Origin of the sequence: Rhodococcus sp. BP-316 (assembly GCF_019836105.1) — a bacterium.
Classification (GTDB): domain Bacteria; phylum Actinomycetota; class Actinomycetes; order Mycobacteriales; family Mycobacteriaceae; genus Rhodococcoides.
The window spans coordinates 44,313-63,117 of record NZ_JABUEE010000011.1 but is presented as its reverse complement, the minus strand read 5'-3'; the positions used below and the strand labels follow the sequence as shown (position 1 = coordinate 63,117).

21 protein-coding genes and 1 riboswitch are annotated in these 18,805 nt (G+C 69.7%); of the genes, 9 read left to right on the top strand and 12 right to left on the bottom strand.

The window, feature by feature from the left end; genetic code table 11:
• Window positions 1–3: 3 nt before the first annotated feature.
• Window positions 4–210: riboswitch (cyclic di-AMP (ydaO/yuaA leader) on the bottom strand.
• Between the two features lie 166 nt (window positions 211–376).
• The 3 genes from HQ312_RS19775 to HQ312_RS19765 all read right to left on the bottom strand — a co-directional run bounded on the left by HQ312_RS19775 (window position 377) and on the right by HQ312_RS19765 (window position 2,397).
• Window positions 377–1,663, bottom strand: a complete 1,287-nt coding sequence (locus HQ312_RS19775) for a glycosyltransferase 87 family protein (RefSeq protein ID WP_056446829.1) — start codon at window positions 1,661–1,663, stop codon at window positions 377–379.
• 89 nt (window positions 1,664–1,752) lie between these two features.
• Window positions 1,753–2,151, bottom strand: coding sequence for a YccF domain-containing protein (locus HQ312_RS19770; protein ID WP_222640922.1), 399 nt, complete (start codon window positions 2,149–2,151; stop codon window positions 1,753–1,755).
• Between the two features lie 27 nt (window positions 2,152–2,178).
• On the bottom strand, window positions 2,179–2,397 hold the full coding sequence (locus HQ312_RS19765) for a hypothetical protein (protein ID WP_027504235.1): 219 nt from the start codon (window positions 2,395–2,397) through the stop codon (window positions 2,179–2,181).
• A 248-nt stretch (window positions 2,398–2,645) separates the two neighbouring features.
• Between HQ312_RS19765 and HQ312_RS19760 the strand changes: the two genes are divergently transcribed.
• A complete protein-coding gene (locus HQ312_RS19760) occupies window positions 2,646–3,065 on the top strand; it encodes a cold-shock protein (RefSeq protein ID WP_027504234.1) in 420 nt (139 codons plus the stop codon).
• A 9-nt stretch (window positions 3,066–3,074) separates the two neighbouring features.
• Here the strand turns inward: HQ312_RS19760 and HQ312_RS19755 are convergent, their stop codons facing one another.
• From HQ312_RS19755 to HQ312_RS19740, 4 genes are all read right to left on the bottom strand, one after another.
• Window positions 3,075–3,542 carry a hypothetical protein gene (locus HQ312_RS19755; RefSeq protein WP_222640920.1) on the bottom strand — a complete coding sequence of 156 codons (468 nt, stop codon included), beginning with the start codon at window positions 3,540–3,542 and terminating at the stop codon, window positions 3,075–3,077.
• Window positions 3,543–3,591: 49 nt separating this feature from the next.
• A complete protein-coding gene (locus tag HQ312_RS19750; protein WP_027504232.1) occupies window positions 3,592–4,101 on the bottom strand; it encodes a DUF2771 domain-containing protein in 510 nt (169 codons plus the stop codon).
• On the bottom strand, window positions 4,098–5,777 hold the full coding sequence (locus tag HQ312_RS19745; RefSeq protein ID WP_308123943.1) for an MFS transporter: 1,680 nt from the start codon (window positions 5,775–5,777) through the stop codon (window positions 4,098–4,100). Before HQ312_RS19745 ends, HQ312_RS19750 begins: the two co-directional genes overlap by 4 nt.
• Window positions 5,778–5,846: 69 nt before the next feature.
• A complete protein-coding gene (locus tag HQ312_RS19740) occupies window positions 5,847–6,680 on the bottom strand; it encodes a glutaminyl-peptide cyclotransferase (RefSeq protein ID WP_222640917.1) in 834 nt (277 codons plus the stop codon).
• 42 nt (window positions 6,681–6,722) lie between these two features.
• Between HQ312_RS19740 and HQ312_RS19735 the strand changes: the two genes are divergently transcribed.
• From HQ312_RS19735 to HQ312_RS19725, 3 genes are read left to right on the top strand one after another with little or no spacing between them, the layout of a single operon-like run.
• Window positions 6,723–7,559 (top strand): DUF3027 domain-containing protein, encoded by an 837-nt coding sequence (locus HQ312_RS19735; protein WP_222641020.1) that lies wholly within the window; start codon window positions 6,723–6,725, stop codon window positions 7,557–7,559.
• Window positions 7,556–10,276 carry a sacsin N-terminal ATP-binding-like domain-containing protein gene (locus HQ312_RS19730; RefSeq protein WP_222641017.1) on the top strand — a complete coding sequence of 907 codons (2,721 nt, stop codon included), beginning with the start codon at window positions 7,556–7,558 and terminating at the stop codon, window positions 10,274–10,276. Before HQ312_RS19735 ends, HQ312_RS19730 begins: the two co-directional genes overlap by 4 nt.
• On the top strand, window positions 10,273–10,824 hold the full coding sequence (locus HQ312_RS19725) for a phosphatase PAP2 family protein (RefSeq protein WP_027504228.1): 552 nt from the start codon (window positions 10,273–10,275) through the stop codon (window positions 10,822–10,824). Before HQ312_RS19730 ends, HQ312_RS19725 begins: the two co-directional genes overlap by 4 nt.
• Here HQ312_RS19725 and HQ312_RS22070 read toward each other — a convergent pair.
• On the bottom strand, window positions 10,802–10,936 hold the full coding sequence (locus tag HQ312_RS22070; RefSeq protein ID WP_261769702.1) for a hypothetical protein: 135 nt from the start codon (window positions 10,934–10,936) through the stop codon (window positions 10,802–10,804). The genes HQ312_RS19725 and HQ312_RS22070 overlap by 23 nt on opposite strands.
• A gap of 139 nt (window positions 10,937–11,075) precedes the next feature.
• Window positions 11,076–11,339 carry a DUF2530 domain-containing protein gene (locus HQ312_RS19720; protein WP_051612979.1) on the bottom strand — a complete coding sequence of 88 codons (264 nt, stop codon included), beginning with the start codon at window positions 11,337–11,339 and terminating at the stop codon, window positions 11,076–11,078.
• Between the two features lie 52 nt (window positions 11,340–11,391).
• Here HQ312_RS19720 and HQ312_RS19715 point away from each other — a divergent pair, with 52 nt between their 5' ends.
• The 3 genes from HQ312_RS19715 (at window position 11,392) to HQ312_RS19705 (ending at window position 14,683) form a co-directional block, all read left to right on the top strand.
• The gene (locus tag HQ312_RS19715) at window positions 11,392–12,846 is read left to right on the top strand and encodes an NCS2 family permease (protein ID WP_027504226.1); all 1,455 of its coding nucleotides are present in this window, start codon (window positions 11,392–11,394) and stop codon (window positions 12,844–12,846) included.
• Window positions 12,847–12,908: 62 nt separating this feature from the next.
• The gene (locus HQ312_RS19710; RefSeq protein WP_056447507.1) at window positions 12,909–13,337 is read left to right on the top strand and encodes a MarR family winged helix-turn-helix transcriptional regulator; all 429 of its coding nucleotides are present in this window, start codon (window positions 12,909–12,911) and stop codon (window positions 13,335–13,337) included.
• Between the two features lie 104 nt (window positions 13,338–13,441).
• Window positions 13,442–14,683 (top strand): MFS transporter, encoded by a 1,242-nt coding sequence (locus HQ312_RS19705; RefSeq protein WP_222641015.1) that lies wholly within the window; start codon window positions 13,442–13,444, stop codon window positions 14,681–14,683.
• Here HQ312_RS19705 and HQ312_RS19700 read toward each other — a convergent pair.
• Entirely contained in the window at window positions 14,680–15,894 is a 1,215-nt protein-coding gene (locus tag HQ312_RS19700; RefSeq protein ID WP_222640915.1) for a GNAT family N-acetyltransferase, read from the bottom strand. The genes HQ312_RS19705 and HQ312_RS19700 overlap by 4 nt on opposite strands.
• 62 nt (window positions 15,895–15,956) lie before the next feature.
• On the opposite strand from HQ312_RS19700, the gene HQ312_RS19695 reads away from it, so the two are divergent.
• Window positions 15,957–16,760, top strand: a complete 804-nt coding sequence (locus HQ312_RS19695) for an RNA methyltransferase (RefSeq protein ID WP_027504223.1) — start codon at window positions 15,957–15,959, stop codon at window positions 16,758–16,760.
• Window positions 16,757–17,032 carry a DUF2537 domain-containing protein gene (locus HQ312_RS19690; protein WP_222627779.1) on the top strand — a complete coding sequence of 92 codons (276 nt, stop codon included), beginning with the start codon at window positions 16,757–16,759 and terminating at the stop codon, window positions 17,030–17,032. The genes HQ312_RS19695 and HQ312_RS19690 overlap by 4 nt, the downstream gene beginning before the upstream one ends.
• On the opposite strand, the gene HQ312_RS19685 is transcribed toward HQ312_RS19690, so the two are convergent.
• Window positions 17,029–17,745: a hypothetical protein gene (locus HQ312_RS19685; RefSeq protein ID WP_222640913.1), complete on the bottom strand. Its 717-nt coding sequence runs from the start codon at window positions 17,743–17,745 to the stop codon at window positions 17,029–17,031. The two genes, HQ312_RS19690 and HQ312_RS19685, sit on opposite strands and share 4 nt — an antisense overlap.
• Before the next feature lie 82 nt (window positions 17,746–17,827).
• Entirely contained in the window at window positions 17,828–18,688 is an 861-nt protein-coding gene (gene sepH, locus HQ312_RS19680) for a septation protein SepH (RefSeq protein WP_222640911.1), read from the bottom strand.
• Between the last annotated feature and the right edge of the window lie 117 nt (window positions 18,689–18,805).

The following is an 18,805-nucleotide window of genomic DNA, read 5'->3' as shown; positions in this document are numbered from 1 at the left end:
TAGAAATCCTCTCCACACGCGCCTGCGAGGTCAGCTGTCGGATTCGGGCTGAGAGGTAGCCCGGCCTCGGTGCGCTCCTGGCTGGAGCGGAGAGGCTTCACCCCTAGGTCGACTGCTCGGTGCCCGGTGGGGCGCCGCGAGAGCCGGCCGGATATCTACGAAGGACGTGTGGGTCCCCCGCCCTCGTCCCTGATCATGTCTGTGAGGGATGTCCGGTACCCGCGGGACGAGGTTTGGCGCGGCGGGCCGGACGTCGGCCGAACTTCCGGCCGTGATGGACAGTATTACGAAACGGGCACACATGTCACTGTTCGATAACTTCCCCTGGTGCGCGCGTCGCGCCGCCGTTGTGAGGTGTTCGAACGGGTCGTCGCAGCTAGGACGGCGAAGGCGTGCTGACCACCGTCTCGTCACCCGTTCGTGACCGCTTCGTTATGTGTCCGACGTCACATGTGCGCAGGATCACAGCCACGACGACGAGCACCAGAACACCCGTGGTCGGGTAGACGGTCTGCAGCACCACACCCTCGAGTCGGTTCGACGGCGGGAGCATGAAGGTGCCGATCGCGTAGACGTCACCGGGCGCCACCCAGAACCAGGCGATCTGCGGCAGGCTCGCGACGAGCGGCAGGAGCCAGGCGAGCGGGTTCGAGGCACGCAGTGCGACGTCCATGCAGACGATGACCAGCGGCAGGAGCCACACCCAGTGGTGACCCCAGGAGAACGGGGACACCAGAGGCGCTGTCAGGCCGATGACGATCAGGCCGAGGAGCGGCAACCCCCGGCGGTGCGCCGCGGCGCCCACGAGAAGGCCGGCCACGCAGACGGCTCCGGCGATGACGATCCAGAGCAGCGTCGGCGCCTCGGTCATGCCGAACCACCTCGGTATCGACGCGCGTAGCGACTGGTTCGCGCCGGACGAGATGTCGCCGATCCGGGACGAGTCGGAGATGGCGCCGAACCAGTAGGTGACCGCGTCGGAGAAGAGCACGACGAAGCCGAGCACCACGGTCGCCGCGGCGGTGACGACGCCGACGACCAGTGCCCGCCACTGCCGTGTCAGCGCGAGGTGGACGAGGAACAGTCCGGGAGTCATCTTGATGCCGGTGGCGATGCCGACCCCGATGCCGCGGAGCCGGCTGCCCTCGGGCCGCGACAGGTCCCACAGCACCAGCGCCAGGAGCACGAGATTGATCTGACCGAGCCAGATGGTCATGCGCACCGGTTCGAGCCACGTGAAGACGATGGACAGTGCGGCGCTGACGATGCGGAGACTGCGGTCGTCGCGGAAGCCGAGGACCATCCAGCAGGACCGGACGATCAGATAGAGCAGCGCGATGTTCCCGAGCCAGAAGACGATGTTGGTCGTCGCGGTGGACATCGCCCCGAGAGGTGCGAACACCAGCGCGGCGAACGGGGGATACGTGAAGGGGAGTTCGCCGACCAGATCGTGGGCGTACAGCGGGGACGAGTCGAGCACCGTCGCTCCGCCGGCGCGGTACACGAGAGCGTCGATGCCGAACCGGAACAACCCGAACTTGGGGACGTCGAACGGGATGAGCCGATCATGCGCGACGAGCGCGACGGCGGCACCGATCACGGTGAGGGCGACGAAGATCCTGTGTGATCCGAAGGTGCGGTCATCGGATTTCTTCAGTATCACGCACAGGATGGTAGACCGATCCGACGTGTATCACCCCTCGGGCCACGCCGAGAAGGAACCGTTCGTTCTGTTGAGTTCGCGCCCCGACGTCAGTAGTGCGTGGCCACGAACGGTGCGTCCGAGTCGACGATGTCCTTGCCCAGCGGCATGAGCGACACCGGGATCAGCTTGAGGTTCGCCAACGCCAGCGGGATCCCGATGATGGTGATCGCCATGGCGATCGCGGTGAGGACGTGCCCGATGGCCAGCCAGATCCCTGCCACGACGATCCAGATCACGTTGCCGATCACCGAGGCGACGCCCGCCGTGGGCTTGTCCACCACGGTCCGGCCGAAGGGCCACAGGGCGTACACCCCGATGCGGAACGCCGCGATACCGAACGGGATGGTGACGATGAGAATGCAGCAGACGATGCCGGCCACGAAGTAGCCGAGAGCGAGCCACAGGCCGCCGAAGACTAACCAGATGACGTTCAGCAGCAGGCGCATGCGACCAGTATGCCCGGTTCCGCCGTGTCAGCGACGGGCTCGGCGGCCCGACCGCAGCGCGTGGATCAGACCGAGCAGGAACCCCAGCGGGCACAGCATCGCCGAGAGATAGATCCACAGTCCGGGCGGATCGTCCCAGACGAGCAGCGTCACGAACATGACGACGATCGCCAGCAGGCCCAGCCCGAAACAGACGAGGGCGGCGACCAGGAGCGCCGGGGTTCCGGTACGGGGGGAGTCGGTCACGAGAGAGCACACTATCTCTCCGGCCTTCCCGGCCTGATGCCCCGACCGGCCTCCGGCCTTCCCGGCCTGACGACCCGACCGGCCTCCGGCCTTCCCGCCGCCTACCCCCGCGATATCGAGGTGCTCGTCGTTCGCGCAGCGGAGTACCATCGACTCATCGCGTCCCGAGCGCCAGGGCCCGTCATGGGCGGCGGCAACGGGCGCGATTATTCATGTGACGCGATCAACGAGACGAATGGGTGAGATCGGTGCCGACCGGCAAGGTGAAGTGGTACGACGTCGACAAGGGTTTCGGCTTCCTCTCGCAGGACGAGGGTGAGGACGTGTACGTCCGGTCGTCCGCGCTCCCGCAGGGAGTCGAGGGCCTGAAGGCCGGCCAGCGCGTCGAGTTCGGCATGGCCGCCGGACGCCGCGGACCCCAGGCGTTGTCGCTGAAGGTTCTCGACCCGGCGCCCTCACTGCGTCAGGCGGGTGCCGCCGCCCGCCGCGATCAGCCGACCGCTCGCAAGCACACGCCCGACGAGTTGCACGGCATGGTCGAGGACATGATCACGCTTCTGGAGGCCACCGTGCAGCCCGAGTTGCGCAAGGGCAAGTATCCCGACCGCAAGACCGCCCAGAAGATCTCCGAGGTGGTCCGGGCCGTCGCCCGCGAACTGGACAGCTGACCCGGGCGGTCACTCCCAGCGGCCGTGCGTGCGCCAGTGCTCGAACTGCGCGACGAGAGCGTCCACCTCGCGTCGATGTGCGTCGGACAAGTACTTCCTGACGCCGTCTCGCCATCGCTTCTGCACGGCATGCCCGGTTCCCTCGAGCATCGTCCGTCGTCCGTACACATCGACCACGCCGACGACGGGTCCTCCCTCGTCGTCGGGCTTCCCGCGGAACGACTCGATCGCGTCCCGGGGAATCACGGACGTGACGCCCTTGCGCCGATGAACCTCGAGTCGGTCCGGGTACACGACGGTCCGTCGGTGCGGGGCGTCCCGCCCCGTCCACACGAACACCGCGGCGAACGCGAGGACAGCCGGAGTCCACCACACCGACGTCCAGTTCCACGCCGTGTTGGTGACGACGAATATCACCGTTGCCACGACGACGACCATGGAGACGTCCCGTTGCTTCAGGGAGTCCAGGGGGGTCATGACGAACTCGGTCAGTGCTTCCTCCACCACCACCCCCGAGCCCCGAGTCCTAGAGGGCCGTCGTGGTGGCGATCGACCAGATGGCGTGGCTGACGATCTCCTCCTGGTCGGTGTCGACGTCGATGACACCGGACGGCAGGCGCACCTCGACGCCGATGAGCACGAGTCCGTCCTCGTTCACCGGCGGCACGGTGAGCGTGTTCCGCGTCCCGGGGGCGAAGTACTCGTCTGCTTCCACCACGTCGCCGGAGTCGGGGTCTCCGTAGACGCTGGCGAAGCCCCACGGGTTCTCCGAGATGGCGCCCGGCAGGGACAACTGCAGCGGATGGCCCTCGCGCACGGGCATCGTCGCGGTCGTGCCCTCGTAGTCGCAGAGCGGCTCCTGCACCGGGCAGTACCGGAACGGTTCCACTTCCTCGTACCGGCCGTCGGCGTACGCGGACACCCGCGGGGACTCCTCGGGGGCGTCGAGGATCGCCTTGCCGACCACCAGCACGAAGGCGACGCCGACGACGGCGACCAGTGCGGACAGTCCGTACAGGATCTTGCGTGTCGTCATCGGGGAGCGTCCTCGCCCGCGGGTGCGCGGCCCGCATCCTGATCCACTCGGGGAATTCGGCCGGTGGCGTGGCGCAGTTCGCTGCCCGCCACCTCCTGGTCCGCTCGTACCGGTCTCTTGCCGCCGAAGCCGGGAAGCAGCGAGCCGCCCCGGTGGGTCACGAATGTCTGCACCAGGCCGATCGTAAGGACCACCGACACCACGGTGAAACCCAGCCAGTACTCGGTGGGGAGCAGCACGCCGAACGTGCCGCCGATGACCCAGCTCAGCTGCAGCACCGTCTCGCTGCGCCCGAAGCCGGACGCGATCGACTCGGGAGGCAGGTCGTTCTGCAACGACGCGTCGAGCGACACCTTCGCCAGCGCGCTCGCGCCAGACGCGACGAGAGCCGCGAGCGCGGCAGTCAGCAGGCTGTTCGTCAGAGCCGCGACGATCGCGACCGCAGTGACGGCCGCGGTGCAGCGCACCACCAGCACCGACGGGCGACCGAGCTTCACCCGGGCGCCGGCGGCGTTGCCGCCGAAGTTGCCGAGTCCGGCCGCCGCGCCCACCAACGCCAACATGAGTGCCTGCTGGAGTGGCTCGTGCTCGGTGCGGGACTTCGCCACGAACGCGACGTACAGCGTGAGGAAGCCGGTGAGCACGCGGATGGTGCCGTTGCCCCACAGTCCGGTGAGGACGTCGCGGCCGAGGGGCTGCCGGCGTTTGCTGGGCGCCGGGACGATGCCGATCGCGCCGGTGGTCGCCTCGGCGTGGTACCCGAGCGTCGCGGGCACCTCACCCTCGGTGACCTCCACCCAGGACGGGATGCGCATGGAGAGATACGCGCCGAACACCGTCACGGCGAACGTGAACCACAGTGCCCCGGCGGAACCCAGTGCGAACGCGATGGCACCCGCGACCGCTCCCGCCGAGATGGTGCCGCCCAGCAACCCGAACACGGTCAGGCGGGAGTTCACCCGGACGAGGTCGATGTCCGGTGGCAGCACCCGAGGGGTGACGGCCGACTTGAGCACCGAGAAAGACTTGCTCAGCACCATCATCCCGAGCGCGGCGGGATAGAGGAGCCAGGTGTCGAAATTGAAGACCAGCACCACGGCGAGGACGGCGCGCAGGACGAACGAGGTGGCCAGCGCGATGCGGCGACCCTGCTGCAGGCGGTCGAGCATGGGGCCGATCAGGGGCGCGATGATCGCGAACGGGGCGATGGTGATGAGCAGATACAGGGCGACCTTGGTCTTGTCCTCGCCCGTCGCGGCGGAGAAGAACAGCGTGTTGGCCAGCGCCACCGCCATCGCCGCGTCCGAGGCGAAGTTGGCCATCGTTGCGTAGGTGAGCGCCGTGAGACCGGACTTGTCGGCTCCGTCGGCGGTGGCGGCGCGTCGGAACGTCGCGATGCCCTTGCCCGTGATCTCGCGACCACGCATCGCCGCGACGCGGGTGACCGTCAGTTTGCGGGGTACGCGGGGACGGCGGGGACCGGTGTCCTGGTTCGGCATGCGTGTCGTCGGGTCGGGCGCCGTGGTCGGGTCGCCCGGGATCGTCTCGCCCAATCCGGCCGTCGGTGGATGCAGCGGAGGCAGCGGCGATCGACGGGGTGGGAGTCGCTCGGACGGCGAGTAGTTGTCCCATCCCGGATGTCGCGAACCGGGGCGCGGATCGTCGGGACCTGTCACCCCGTCATTGTCCCCCACCTCGGGTCGGGGAGTGTCGGCGACTCGCTCGGCGGGGACGGCGTCCCTCGGTCACCGTGGTCGGAACTCGACCTCGAACAGAGTGGGCCACAATTTGCCGGTCACGAGGAAGCGGGACGTGCCGGGGACGGCCGCGATGCCGTTGAGGACGTCGATTCCGGACGTGTCCTCGAGTGCGGCACGCAACGGCGAGGCGTCGACGATCGCCGTCACGGCGCCGGTCGACGGATCGATCCGCACGATGTCGTCGGTCTTCCAGATGTTGGCGTAGATCCCGTCCGCGGTGCACTCCAGCTCGTTGATCGACGTCACCGGCCGCTCGCCCCGAGTCACGCGCACGGTGCCGGTGGGCTCGAAGGTGACCGGATCTCGGAAGGTGAGGGTGTCGGTGCCGTCGCTCATCACGAGGCGGCCGCTCGATCCCGCACTCGACTCGTCGAGGCACAGACCCCAGCCCTCGCCGTCGTAGTCGACGCGTCGCCGCTCCAGCAGAGTCTCGCGATCTCGGGCCACCGCGATCCCGTCCTGCCAGGTCAGCTGCCACACCGTGTCGCCGGCGACGGTGAGGCCTTCGCCGAACAGCGGTGCGGGAAGGTCCACCTCCGTGAGCACGTCGCCCGTCTCTCGATCGGACGCCGTGACGCGGGAGCGGCCCTCGCGGCCCGTCCCCTCGAGCAATCGTTCACCGTCGATCTCGAGACCCTGGGTGAAGGCGTCGGTGTCGTGCGGCGACGTGCCGACGATCTCGACGTCGAAGCGGGGCACGTCCGCGGCCGGCGGTGCGGGGTCCGGCGCGCATCCACCGAGCACCACCGCGGCGGCGACGGTTCCGGACGCGATCGCGCGGCCGACTCCCGAACCTGAACGCAAGAGACCCGAACGCATACGGCCATCCTGTCAGGCCCGGTGGGCGCACGACGCGAGCCGATGCTGCAAAATAGGGGTGTGAGTGCCCCTGTCGTGACCGAGATCCCCCCGCTCCTCGCCGACGCCGTGTCCGTGGCGCAGGCCGCCGTCGTGGAGTCGGGCGAAGGCCCGGTCGGAGCCCACCTCGGGGTCGAGGCCGTCGACGAGGCCTCCGCGATCCACCGCTTCGCGGCCGACCTGCCCGGATACGGCGGCTGGCAGTGGGCGGTCGTCGTCGCAGCGCCCCCCGGCTCCGAGACCGTCACCGTCAGCGAACTAGCCCTGCTTCCCGGTCCGGACGCCCTGGTGGCGCCGACGTGGGTTCCGTGGGACGAGCGCATCCGTCCCGGCGATCTGGCTCCGGGTGACCTGCTGCCGCCGCGCCACGAGGACGTCCGACTGGTGCCGGGGTACCTGGCCACCGGCGATCCCGCCGTCGACGACGTCGCCCTCGAACTCGGTCTCGGTCGCAAGCAGGTCATGAGCCGCGAGGGTCGGCTCGAGGCCGCCGAGCGGTGGGCCGAGAGCGACTTCGGTCCCGATTCCCCGATGGCCAAGGCGGCGCCGGGCACGTGCGTCACGTGCGGTTTCTATCTCGCTCTGCAGGGTTCGCTGAGCGCTGCGTTCGGCGTGTGCGGAAACGAGTTGGCCGCGGACGGACACGTGGTGCACGCGGCGTACGGCTGCGGTGCGCACTCGGACACCGAGGGACCGACCGGCGCCGGATCGCCCGCGTACGCGGCCTACGACGACGGTGCCCTGGAGACCACGCCGACCGAGAACACCGAGCCCCAGAACACCGACCCCCGGGACACCGAGGCGGTCACCGACATCACGGAGTCGTCGTCGACCCTCTGACCGACCCCTTCGGGACGGAGGCACTGCGCGAGTCCGTTCTCGCGGCCTGGTCGTCGTCGCCCACCCGACTGCGGGAGGATGCGGCCACGGAGGCCGATCTGGTGGTGGGGGGCTACCGCGATCGCGTGATCACGGAGCTGGCGCAGAACGCCGCCGACGCCGCCTCCCGCGCCGACGTTCCCGGTCGCCTGGCGGTGTGGTCCGTCGGCGACGCGCTGCACGTCGCGAATGTCGGTGTGCCGCTGTCGATCACCGGGGTGCAGGCGCTGTCCGCGCTGCGAGCGTCCGACAAGACTTCCGAGCACGCCACGTCCGTCGGGCGATACGGAGTCGGGTTCACCGCCGTCCGTGCGGTGTCCGAGCGTATCGAGATCCGATCCACGTCGGGCTCGATCGTGTTCGACGGATCGAGGACGCGCCGAGCGATCGCCGCGCGTGGGCTCAGTGAGCCGGAGCAGGGCGTTCCCGTCCTCCGGTTGCCGTGGGCGTCGGACGACGTGCCGACCCCGGGTTGGGACACCGAGGTCGTGCTGCACGGCGTCGTGGACGTCGCCGAAGTGCTGACCGCGGCCGCCCGTGAGTCGATCGATCTGATGCTCGAACTCGATGCGCTGCAGTCGATCTCCGTCGACGGGACCGAACTCGTGCGTGAGGTGTCGTCGGGCCCGGGAGCGTGGACGGACGTGCGGGTCGGCGGCCGACGATGGTGGCGCGGCGACGCGGCGGCCGCACGCTGGTTTCTGCCGCTCGAGGACGACGGTCTCACGCCGGACTCGCCCGCGCCACTGACGCGGGACGTGCTGCGTGCGCCCACCAGATCCGATGAGGTGCTGACTATTCCGCTGCTCCTGATCGCGGACGTCCCCCTCCAGCCCGACCGTCGACGGGTCCTTCCGGGCGCCGACCTCTCGGTCGTGGCGACCGGATACGCGGCACTGGTCGCCGACCTGCCGGCGTCTCATCGGGCCGCCGCGGTACCGCGTCCGGGACTGCCGGCGTCCGAGGTCGACGAGGCGGTCCGCGCGGCGCTGGTCCGCGACCTGGAGTCGACCGCGTGGGTGCCGACGATTGCGGGCCGGGCGGTACGTCCCGCGAATGCCGCGGTGGTGGAAGCGATCTCGGCCGAATTGGCCGAACTCCTCGTGGACGTCGTGCCGGGTCTGGTGGCACCCGAGGCATCGGATCGCGCGTCGGCGACGGCTCTGGCGGCGGTCGGTGTGCGTCGGCTCGGGCTCGCGGGCATCGTCGAGAGCCTGTCGGGGGTGTCGCGGCCGCCGATCTGGTGGCACCGCCTGTACGACGCACTGACCGACATCGTGCACGACTCGGCGGACGTCGACGAGTGTGCGGCGCTGCCGGTTCCGCTGACGGACGGCCGCACCGTCACGGGTCCCCGCACGGTGGTGCTGGTGGACGGCGACCGTCTCGGCTCGGTCGGGTGGGCTCGTGTGGTGCACCCGGACGCCGCCCATCCGTTGCTCCGCCGCGCGGGAGCGCAGATCGCTCGCCCGGCCGACCTGCTCGCCGACCCCGCGTTGGCAGCGATGCTCGAGGATCCGGACGACGTGCCGGAGGAACTGGTGCACGACGTGCTGACCCTCGCGGCAGCCGTCGGCGGCGAGACGAGGATCGGCTCCGTCGGGTCGTTGCCGTTGCTCTCGTCGGACGGCGAGATGCGGGCGGCGGACGAACTGCTGTTGCCGGACTCGCCGTTACGGCGAGTGTTGCAGCGGGACAGCCCGTTCGGCGTGGTGGATCGGTCCGTCGTCGACCGGTACGGCGTGGACGCCCTGCGGGTGGTGGGCGTGGGTCACGGCTTCGGCGTCGTGGTGGACGAGACCCCCGCGGGTCCCGATCACGATCTCGACGACGAGGAGGCGTGGTGGGACGGTCTCTCCGGTGAGCCCGGCACCCTGGTCGCCGTGCGTGATCTCGATCTGGTGGACGAGGCGCGCTGGGCGGACGCGCTCACCCAGATCGTCGACGATCCGGTGACGGCGGCGGCGGTGCGGGACCGGACCGGCTACACCGCCTGGTGGCTGCGTCGTCACGCGCGGGTGAACGAGACACCGCTGGGGTTGCTCCGTCTGCCCGGCGACGACTCCCTGCGTGGACTGCTGGACCCCGTCGACCATCCCCGCGCCGCCGAGTTCGCCGCGGCGCTGGCGGGTCCCGCGATCGACGACGCCGACACGGCGGCCGATCTGCTCGCCGCGGCCGCCGATCCCGGTCGTGTGGTGTCTCCCGCGGTGGCGATCCGGGCCCACACGCTCCTCGCCGAGGCGGTGGACTCCGGGCGGGTGGATCTACGCGACATCGATCCGCCGGAGGCGGTACGCACTCTCGCCGGCAGCGTGGCCGATCCCGCCGCGGTGGTCGTCCTCGATCACCCGCGGTGGATCGCCCTGCTACCCGCCGACCGAGTCGTGCTCGGGTCGACGGCGTCCGCCGACACCCTCGCGGATCTCCTCGACGTGGAGACGGCGTCGACGGCGCTGAGCGTCGAGATCGTGTCGGTGGGGGAGCCGGCGACGGTGGACACCCATCCCGCCCTCGCGGCCGCACGCGCGATCTCGTCGTGGCCGGTCCCGGACGTCGTCGTCCTGCACGACGACCTGGTGGTGCGGTGTCGCGGCACCGTGCGAGTGGAGCGAGCGGTGCCCTTCTGGGTCACCGACGACGGCGAGACGCACGTGTCACGGACGGTGCTGCCGTGAGCGCGGACCGTGATGTCCTCGACTGGATGGTGGATCACCGGAGCGCGGCCCTGACGGACGCCATGACCGTGATCACCACGGTGGGCAACACCGCGGGCGTCGCACTCGTGACGGTGGTGGTCGCGCTGATCCTGGTGCGCCGGGGGCACCGCCATCTCGGGCCGGGCCTCGTGGCCACGGTGTTCACCGGATGGCTCGTCATGAACGCTCTCAAGTACGCGATCCGCCGGACCCGGCCGCCGGTGCCCGAGCGCCTCGTCGACATCTCGACCTACTCGTTCCCGTCCGGTCACGCCATGGTGTCGGCGACCTTCGCGGCGGCGGTGATCACGCTGCTGGTCGCGCTCGGCGCGTTCGACAGTGCCCGGAAACGAACGAGAGCAGCGGCCGCCGTGGTCACGGCGGCAACGCTGCTCATCGGGTTCTCCCGCGTCTACCTCGGGGCGCACTGGCTCAGCGACGTCGTCGTCGGCTGGCTCCTGGGGGCCCTGGTCGGTGTCGCGGGTATCGCGGTGGTGTCGCGACTCAGCGGTCGCGCTGGGCGATGACGAGAAGCTCGTCACGCATCGCGGGGCTGCCCACGTTGTTCGCGCGTGCGTAGAGATCACGCAGTGCCCGAACGTGGCGGCGGCGGTTGAGGAAACTTTCGACGTACTTCACTTCTATCTCTCCGGACGTTGCTCGAGTAGCTGAACTGACATAACCGATTCTCCACGTTACGTCCGTGTTACTCAACCTCGAGGAGGGTGAGTTCCAGCACGTCAGAGGGGGTTTTCGCGCCCGGAACCTGTCGCCCGGGTCACACCTCGGGCGGGTGCACGAGCCCCTTCTGGGCCGTGCGTCGGCCGCGGCGAGCAGCTCGGCGTTGCAGTGCGAACAGTCCGAACCCCAACGCGCCCAGAGCGGTTCCCGTCCAGCAGACCGCGACTGCGCCCGAGAAGGAGTCGACCACCGAGCACAGGACGGCGGCGACGAGGAACAGCAGCGTCCCGGCAGCGAGCACCGGAGCGGGATCGGTCACGCGCGGTGGCAGTCCGGGCGGGGTGGCGGGGGTGGGGCGCACGGCGCCGACGCTACCCGCGCCCCTCACCGGGTCATGGCCTAGTCTCCACTTCATGTCTCGCGCGACGTCTCTCCTCGACTCGTACTTCAAGATCACCGATCGCGGATCGACCATGTCCGCCGAGGTGCGGGGAGGCGTCGTCACGTTCGTCGCCATGGCCTACATCGTGGTGCTGAATCCGCTGATCCTCGGCAGCTTCTCGCCCGACGACGCGGCGGCCAAGACCGACGTGCTGGGCGACATCCTCCCGGTGCCCCAGGTCGCCGCCGTCACGGCGCTCGTGGCCGGCGTCATGAGCATTCTCTTCGGTGTCATCGCCAATTACCCGTTCGCCATCGCGGCGGGACTCGGCATCAACACGCTGCTCGCCGTCACCATCGCCCCGCAGGTCACCTGGGCCGAGGCCATGGGGCTGGTCGTCATCGACGGCATCATCATCGTGGTGTTGGCGCTCACCGGATTCCGCACCGCCGTGTTCGAGGCCATCCCGAGCGAACTCAAGGCCGCCATCGCTGCGGGCATCGGCGCCTTCATCGCGCTCATCGGTCTCGTCGACGCAGGCTTCGTGCGTCGTGTGCCGGACATCGCCGGCACCACCGTTCCGGTCGGCCTGGGCATCGACGGGTCCATCGCGTCGTGGCCGACGGTGACCTTCGTCTTCGGTCTGCTTCTCATGGGCATCCTCGTGGCGCGAAAGGTGCGGGGCGGGTTGCTGATCGGCATCGTCGTCACCACCGTGGTGGCCGCGATCATCGAGGCGATCACCGACACCGGTGCCTCCGCGGGAGTGAACCCGAAGGGCTGGAACCTCAGCGTGCCGGCGCTGCCCGACGTCGTCGTCGACCTCCCCGACCTGTCACTCGTGGGCAACGTCGATCTGTTCGGCGCCTTCACCCGCATCGGCGTCCTGGCGGCCAGCCTGCTGGTGTTCACGCTGGTGCTGGCCAACTTCTTCGACGCCATGGGCACCATGACCGGGCTCGGCAAGGAGGCCGGGCTCGCGAGCAAGGACGGCACGCTGCCGGGCGTCGGCAAGGCGCTCGTCGTCGAGGGTGTCGGCGCGGTCGCGGGCGGCGCAGGTTCGGCGTCGTCGAACACGGTCTTCGTCGAGTCGGCGTCGGGAATCGCCGAGGGTGCGCGCACCGGCCTCGCCAACGTGGTGACGGGCGTGCTGTTCCTCGCCGCGATGTTCCTGACACCGCTGTACTCGGTGGTCCCCATCGAGGCGGCCGCACCGGCCCTCGTCGTGGTGGGGGCGTTGATGATCGGGCAGGTCGCCGACATCGACTTCACCAAATTCCATGTGGCGCTGCCCGCGTTCCTCACCATCGTGGTCATGCCGTTCACCTACTCCATCGCGAACGGCATCGGCGTCGGATTCATCACCTGGGTCGTCCTCGCCGTCGGTCGCGGCAAGATCCGCAGCGTCCACCCACTTCTCGGCATCGTGGCCCTGCTCTTCGTCGCGTACTTCGCCCTCGGGCCCATCACGGACGCGCTCACGTAGTCGGCGCAGATCCGCTGCTCGCGCGGGTCGTTCAGCACCCGCACGTGCCGTATCCTGTGGCGATGCCTCAGGAACTGCGTGCGTTGGCCGGCGACCTCTCCCTCGCTGTCGTCCGTATGACGCGGCACCTGCGAGGCCGCCGCACCAGCCAGGTGACGCTCACGCAGCTCTCCGCTCTCGCGACCCTCGCACGCGAAGGCGCGATGACTCCGGGCACCCTGGCAGCGCGCGAGCGCGTACAGCCGCCGTCCATGACGCGCGTCGTCGCGTCCCTGGGCGATCTCGGGTACGTGGACCGGATGCCCCACCCCACCGACGGCCGTCAGATCATCGTGTCGCTGTCCGACGCGGGTCGTCAGGTCATCGAGGACGAGGTCAACGCCCGCGAGGCGTGGTTGACCGAACAGTTGCGCGGGCTCGACGCGGACCAGCTCGTGGCGATGCGTACCGCGGTCGACATCATGTCGGCCATCGTCAACGAGTCGGAGTGACGCTCCCCGCCTGACCTCGGGCCGAGCTCTCCGCCACCGGAGTAGATTGGTACTTCGTGCAACTACTTCATCGGCGGACGGACGGGTCCGCGGCCCGGCCCTCTCTGTTCGACGCGTTGCACTCGCGCAACTACAGACTGTGGGCGTCGGGTCAGATCGTCTCGCTCATCGGCACCTGGATGCAGCGCATCGCCCAGGACTGGCTGGTTCTCGAACTGTCCGGGGGCAACGGGCTCGCCGTCGGCATCGTCATGGCACTGCAGTTCGGTCCCACACTGGTGCTGTCCGTGTGGGGCGGGGTGCTCGCGGATCGGTACGACAAGAGACGCCTCCTCATGGCCACTCAGGCCGCTGCCGCCGTGTTCGGGCTCGTGCTCGGGCTGCTCGACGTCGGCGGTGTCGTGGCGCTGTGGCACGTCTACGTCCTGGCGCTGCTCCTCGGCTGTTCGTCGGCGATCGACGCGCCCGTCCGGCAGTCGTTCACCATCGAGATGGTCGGTCCCGCACGGCTTCCCAACGCCATCGGCCTCAACTCGATGACGTTCAACCTCGCCCGCATCGTCGGCCCCGCCATCGCCGGCGTGGGCATCACGCTGGTCGGCACCGGCTGGGTCTTCCTCGTCAACGCAGCCTCGTTCGCCGCGGTGTTCGGCGCCCTCGCCGCCATGCGGCCCGCCGAACTGTTCACCGTCGAGCGTGCACCGCGTCGGAAAGGGCAAGTGCGGGAGGGATTCCGCTACGTCGCGGGGCGGCCGGATCTCTGCGTGCTCCTGGCGACCGTGTTCGTCGTGTCGACGTTCGGCATCAATTTCCCGCTGAGCCTGTCGGTGATCGCGCGCAACACCTTCGACAAGGGTGCGGACGCGTACGGATTCCTGTCCACGGTGCTCGCGGTGGGCACCCTGATCGGCGCGACGCTCGCCGCCCGGAGACGCGGCACCCCCGGGATCCGTCTCTTCGTGCTGTCCGCGGTGGTGTTCGGCATCTTCGAGACCCTGGCCGGACTGATGCCCGCGTTCTGGGCCGTCGCCGTCATGCTGATCCCGGCCGGCGCAGTCCAGCTCACGTTCAGCACCATCGCGATGAACATCCTGCAGGCGTCGGTCCCGTCGGACATGCGCGGCCGGGTCATGGGCATCTACATGCTGTGCTTCCTCGGCGGAACCCCGCTGGGCAGCCCGTTGCTCGGCTGGGTGGCCGACGTCGTCGATCCTCGCGCACCGCTGGTGCTCGGCGGGATCGTCTCCCTGATCGCGGGCCTGGGCGCGGCGCTGGTCGTGCGCCGCACCCATGTCGCCGACATCGCGATGCCCGACGTCGGGGTCGACGAACCCCGACCCGCCTAGAAGAACCAGCCGATCTGGGGCTGGCTCGGGGTGCCGAAAGCCAGGTCGAACTCGTGCAACGCCTTCTCCGACGTCGACGCCACTCGGCCGGCGGCCGCGAACTGGCGAGCGCGGTGCGCGCCGAGGTAGAGGCTGCCGAGGACGGACGAGGACACCGTCACGTCGGGGTCGTCGTCACTGCGGGTGACCTCGGCGTGCCCGTCGCGGGTGACGAAGCGATAGGCGCCGCCGGCATGCAGGAACGGATCCTCCACGCCGATCACGAGATCGGTGTCGATGGCGTACGTCCGCGCCGACAGCGCGGCCGGGACGTCCATCAACCGCACCCACAGGCCGTCCTTGACGCCGGTGACCTGCGGAACACGACGATCGGTCAGCAGTGTCAGCAGCGGATCCCCGACGGGAAGCGTCACCTCGATCGTCTCCACGAGATCGATGCCGCACATCACCTGCCAGAGATCGGAGCGTGCCTCGTCCGTCGCGGCGATGATGTCGACGATGCGCGCCTCCTGCGCCCCAGCTGTCCCGACGCGGTAGCCGCGGCGGAACGCGATGTATCCGTCGGGGTGGACGATGAAGAAGAGCTTGGAGAAACCACCGCGGGAGTTCTTGCGATCGGCGAAGAAGCGATGCCACCGGGTCTGGGGCATCGGCTGGGCGCCGGCGGTCTGTCGCTGCCACCGTCCGTAGATCTCCGGCAGCAGTTCACGAGCCTCCGCGGACGTCACCAGACGGGCGCCCCGGGGCGGCGGCAGATCCTTGCGGAACGCGGTGAAGCGCCGGTCGATGGTGTAGTTGACACCCTGCGTGGCGGCGCCGTACCCGAACCGCTCGTAGATGGTCGCCTCGCTCGCCGTGAGCACCGACAGGGGTTTGCCCGCCTCCTCGAAGCGCTCGTGCTGCGCGGTGAACATCCGGCGCAGGATGCCGCGTCGGCGATGCGTGGGAGCGACCGACACCCACGAGACCCCCGTCGCGGGCAGGGTGCGGCCACCGGGGACGGTGACGTCCATCGGGAAGTGCATCGTGACACCGACCGGCAGGTCACCGTCGCACGCCAGGAAGATCTCGGACGAGGCCGTGAGTATCTTGGTCTCCTCCATGTCCTCGCTGTTCTGGTGCTCACCGAAAGCGTGGGCGTCGAGGAGCGCGATGGCGTCCCAGTCGTCCTCGGTGGCGGTACGGATGGTGATCGTGTCGTCGGTAGTCATCGCAGACGACCTTATCGGCCGCGCCGATGCACCGCCGGAACACGTCCTGAGAAGATGGGTCCGTGGTACACGTCGTCGACATCACCGACCCAGCCGATCCTCGCCTCGACGACTTCCGGGACCTCAACTCCTCGGACCGTCGCCCCGACCTGCCCGAGGGCAAGGGGCTGGTGATCGCGGAGGGTGTTCTGGTGGTCCAGCGCCTCGTCGCGTCACGTTTCGAGCCCCTCTCGCTGCTGGGCGTCGAGCGGCGGCTCGGTGAGCTCGCGGACGATCTCGTGGACGTCGACGTGCCGTTCTACCGCACCACGGCGGACGTCATGGCGGAGGCCGTCGGGTTCCACCTCAACCGCGGGGTGCTCGCGGCCGCCCGGCGCCCCGCACCGCTGGACCTCGCGGACGTCGTCGCCGACGCGCGGACGGTGGCGATTCTCGAAGGCGTCAACGACCACGAGAACCTCGGCTCCATGTTCCGCAATGCCGCCGGCCTCGGTGCCGACGCCGTCCTGTTCGGCGGCGCCTGCGCCGACCCGCTGTACCGACGGTCGGTGCGTGTCTCGATGGGCCACGTGCTGCGCGTGCCGTTCGCCACTGTCCCCGACTGGCCGCGCGGGCTGTCCGTGCTGCGCGACAACGGGTTCCAGCTCGTCTCGCTGACTCCGAATCCGACCGCCGTTCCGCTGGCCGAGGCGATGACGGGGGAGAAGGTCGCGCTCCTGCTCGGCGCCGAGGGGCCCGGACTCACCGAACACGCGATGCGCGCCACCGACGTCCGGGCGCGGATCCCGATGGCACCGGGCACCGACTCGCTCAACGTCGCCACCGCGGCCGCCATGGCGTTCTACGAGCGGGTGCGCACGGGATGAGGGATCCGGACGAACCGACACCGTGGGGCCCGGGAATCGCGTGTGCCGTCGCCGCGGCACTCGTCACCGCCGCCGCGGTGATCTCGCTGGGCCTCACCCTGCTCCGGGTCAGCAGCCTCTTCGCTGTCCTGGTGATGGCCGTGATGGTGGGCGGCGCTGCGCCGTCGGTCGCCCGCCGGCGTGCAGATCCGGTGTGGCGCTTCGTCGTTCCGGGCATCGCCGCCGGCGCGGCCGTGGGTGTGCTGGCGTTCGCCGTCGACGCGTCGGTCTAGCGGCGCCGGAACAGGCCGCGCTTGCGCTGCGGCTCCGGATTCTCCGGTCGCGGTGGTTCGGGCGGAGGGGTCGCCGCCGGATCGCGCATCGCGAAATCGCACAACAGCACCGACCCGGGGTCGGTGTCCCCGTCGCGGGCACCGCCGATCATGCGGACGCCGAGCCAGTGGGCGCTCGCCGCGTCGGCGAACTCCTGGGGGTGGAACGGCAGCGCCTGGGGATCGGGAAACTTCTCGCCGTCGAACTGCAGCGGATGGTCGCCCGACCAGAAGGGCCGTTCCCACGGGAAGGGGAGACCCTCGTCCTCGTGGATGTAGGTGGGGCCGGCGCTGAACGAGCGCTTCAGGGTGCCGGAGTCCCATTGCGCGAAGGCGCCCCACGCGTGCTCGCGTTCGGAGGCGACGAGAAAGGTGTGCGTGGACGGCAGCAACGACGTCCACGACTCCTCGAGAGTCGACGGGCGCACCGCGGCGGGCTCGGACGCGCAGACGACGGTGATGCCCGGGTAGCAGCCGACCAGCACGCGGTTCGGCTCCGACGCCACGGCGAACGCCGTCAGGGGAGCCATGCCGACGAGGGTGGGCTCGAGACCGGGGTGGAGCTTCCGTGCGACGGCCGCGGCCGCATCGGTGTCGGACTGCACTCCGGACCGCAGTACCGCGATCGGATCAGGTGCGTCGACGAACCACAACGCTGCTGTTCCCAGCCCCACCGGGCGCCCCCTTGTCGTCGTCCGGTCTCAGACGGTCACTTTTTCGGCCGTGAAGATCGCTCTGCCGTGAACACTGCTCGGCTCAGCGGCCGTTGCTGCGCACTCCCAGCAAGACATCCTCCCACGACGGCATGGCCGGCTTTCCCCGTTTGTCCTTCGCGTTCGCATGGCCCGGCGCCGGCTTGGGTTGCGTCGGTTCGGGCTCGGGCTCGGCCTGCACTGCGGGTGTCTCCGCGGGTTCGGGCTGCTCCGCCGTGGTCTCCGTGTCCGAGTCCGCGTCGACCCCGTAGTAGTCGTCGAGGGTCTGCTGCGACGGCGAGTCCTCCTCGGCGGCGACGACGGGGGCCAGCCCTCGGAGCTGGCGGCCGAAGTCGGGGTCGATCAGCTCGGACGCCGCGTCGTCGAGGGGCGTGACACTGCCGCCGTGGGCATCCGGCTGGAAACGCCAGTGCGCGGTGTTGGTGGTGCGTCCCGCGGGCCACGTCAGCTGAGCGATCCAGTGATTGTCCTCGTCGCGCCACGCGTCCCACTCGGCCTGGTCCATCGAATGCCCGCGGCCGCGGAACGCGAGTCCCACGATCTCCACGAGGGTGAGCACGGCGGGCCCGTCGGCACGCAGGGGGTGGCCCAGCTGGGCGAGTTCGGCAGCGCGGGAGCGTTCCAGCAGAACGGGGTGCGCGTAGCGCTCCACCTTGCTCGCCGGCATACCCGACTCCTTGGCCACCTGCTCGATGGAGGCGCCGGACCGGATGCGCGCCTGGATCTCGCGCGGTCGCATCAGAGAATCCATCTCGATCTCGATCTGTCCGAGTCGCGCGGCGTCACCACGGGCGGCGGCACGCAACTTCTCGTCGGCCGGCAGACGGAACTTCTCACCGGAGGAATCGGCACAGACGATGTGCTTGCCGTCCGACGCCAGGCCGATCACGTGGATCTCTCGCACGATCACTCCTTTGCGTCGCGACGGCCCCTGCCCCTCGGCTGCTCGCTGTCCGAGCACGGGGCCGGGTTCGGTGCCACCCCCGACTGTAATGCACCACAGTGCAGCAGTCGGGGGGAC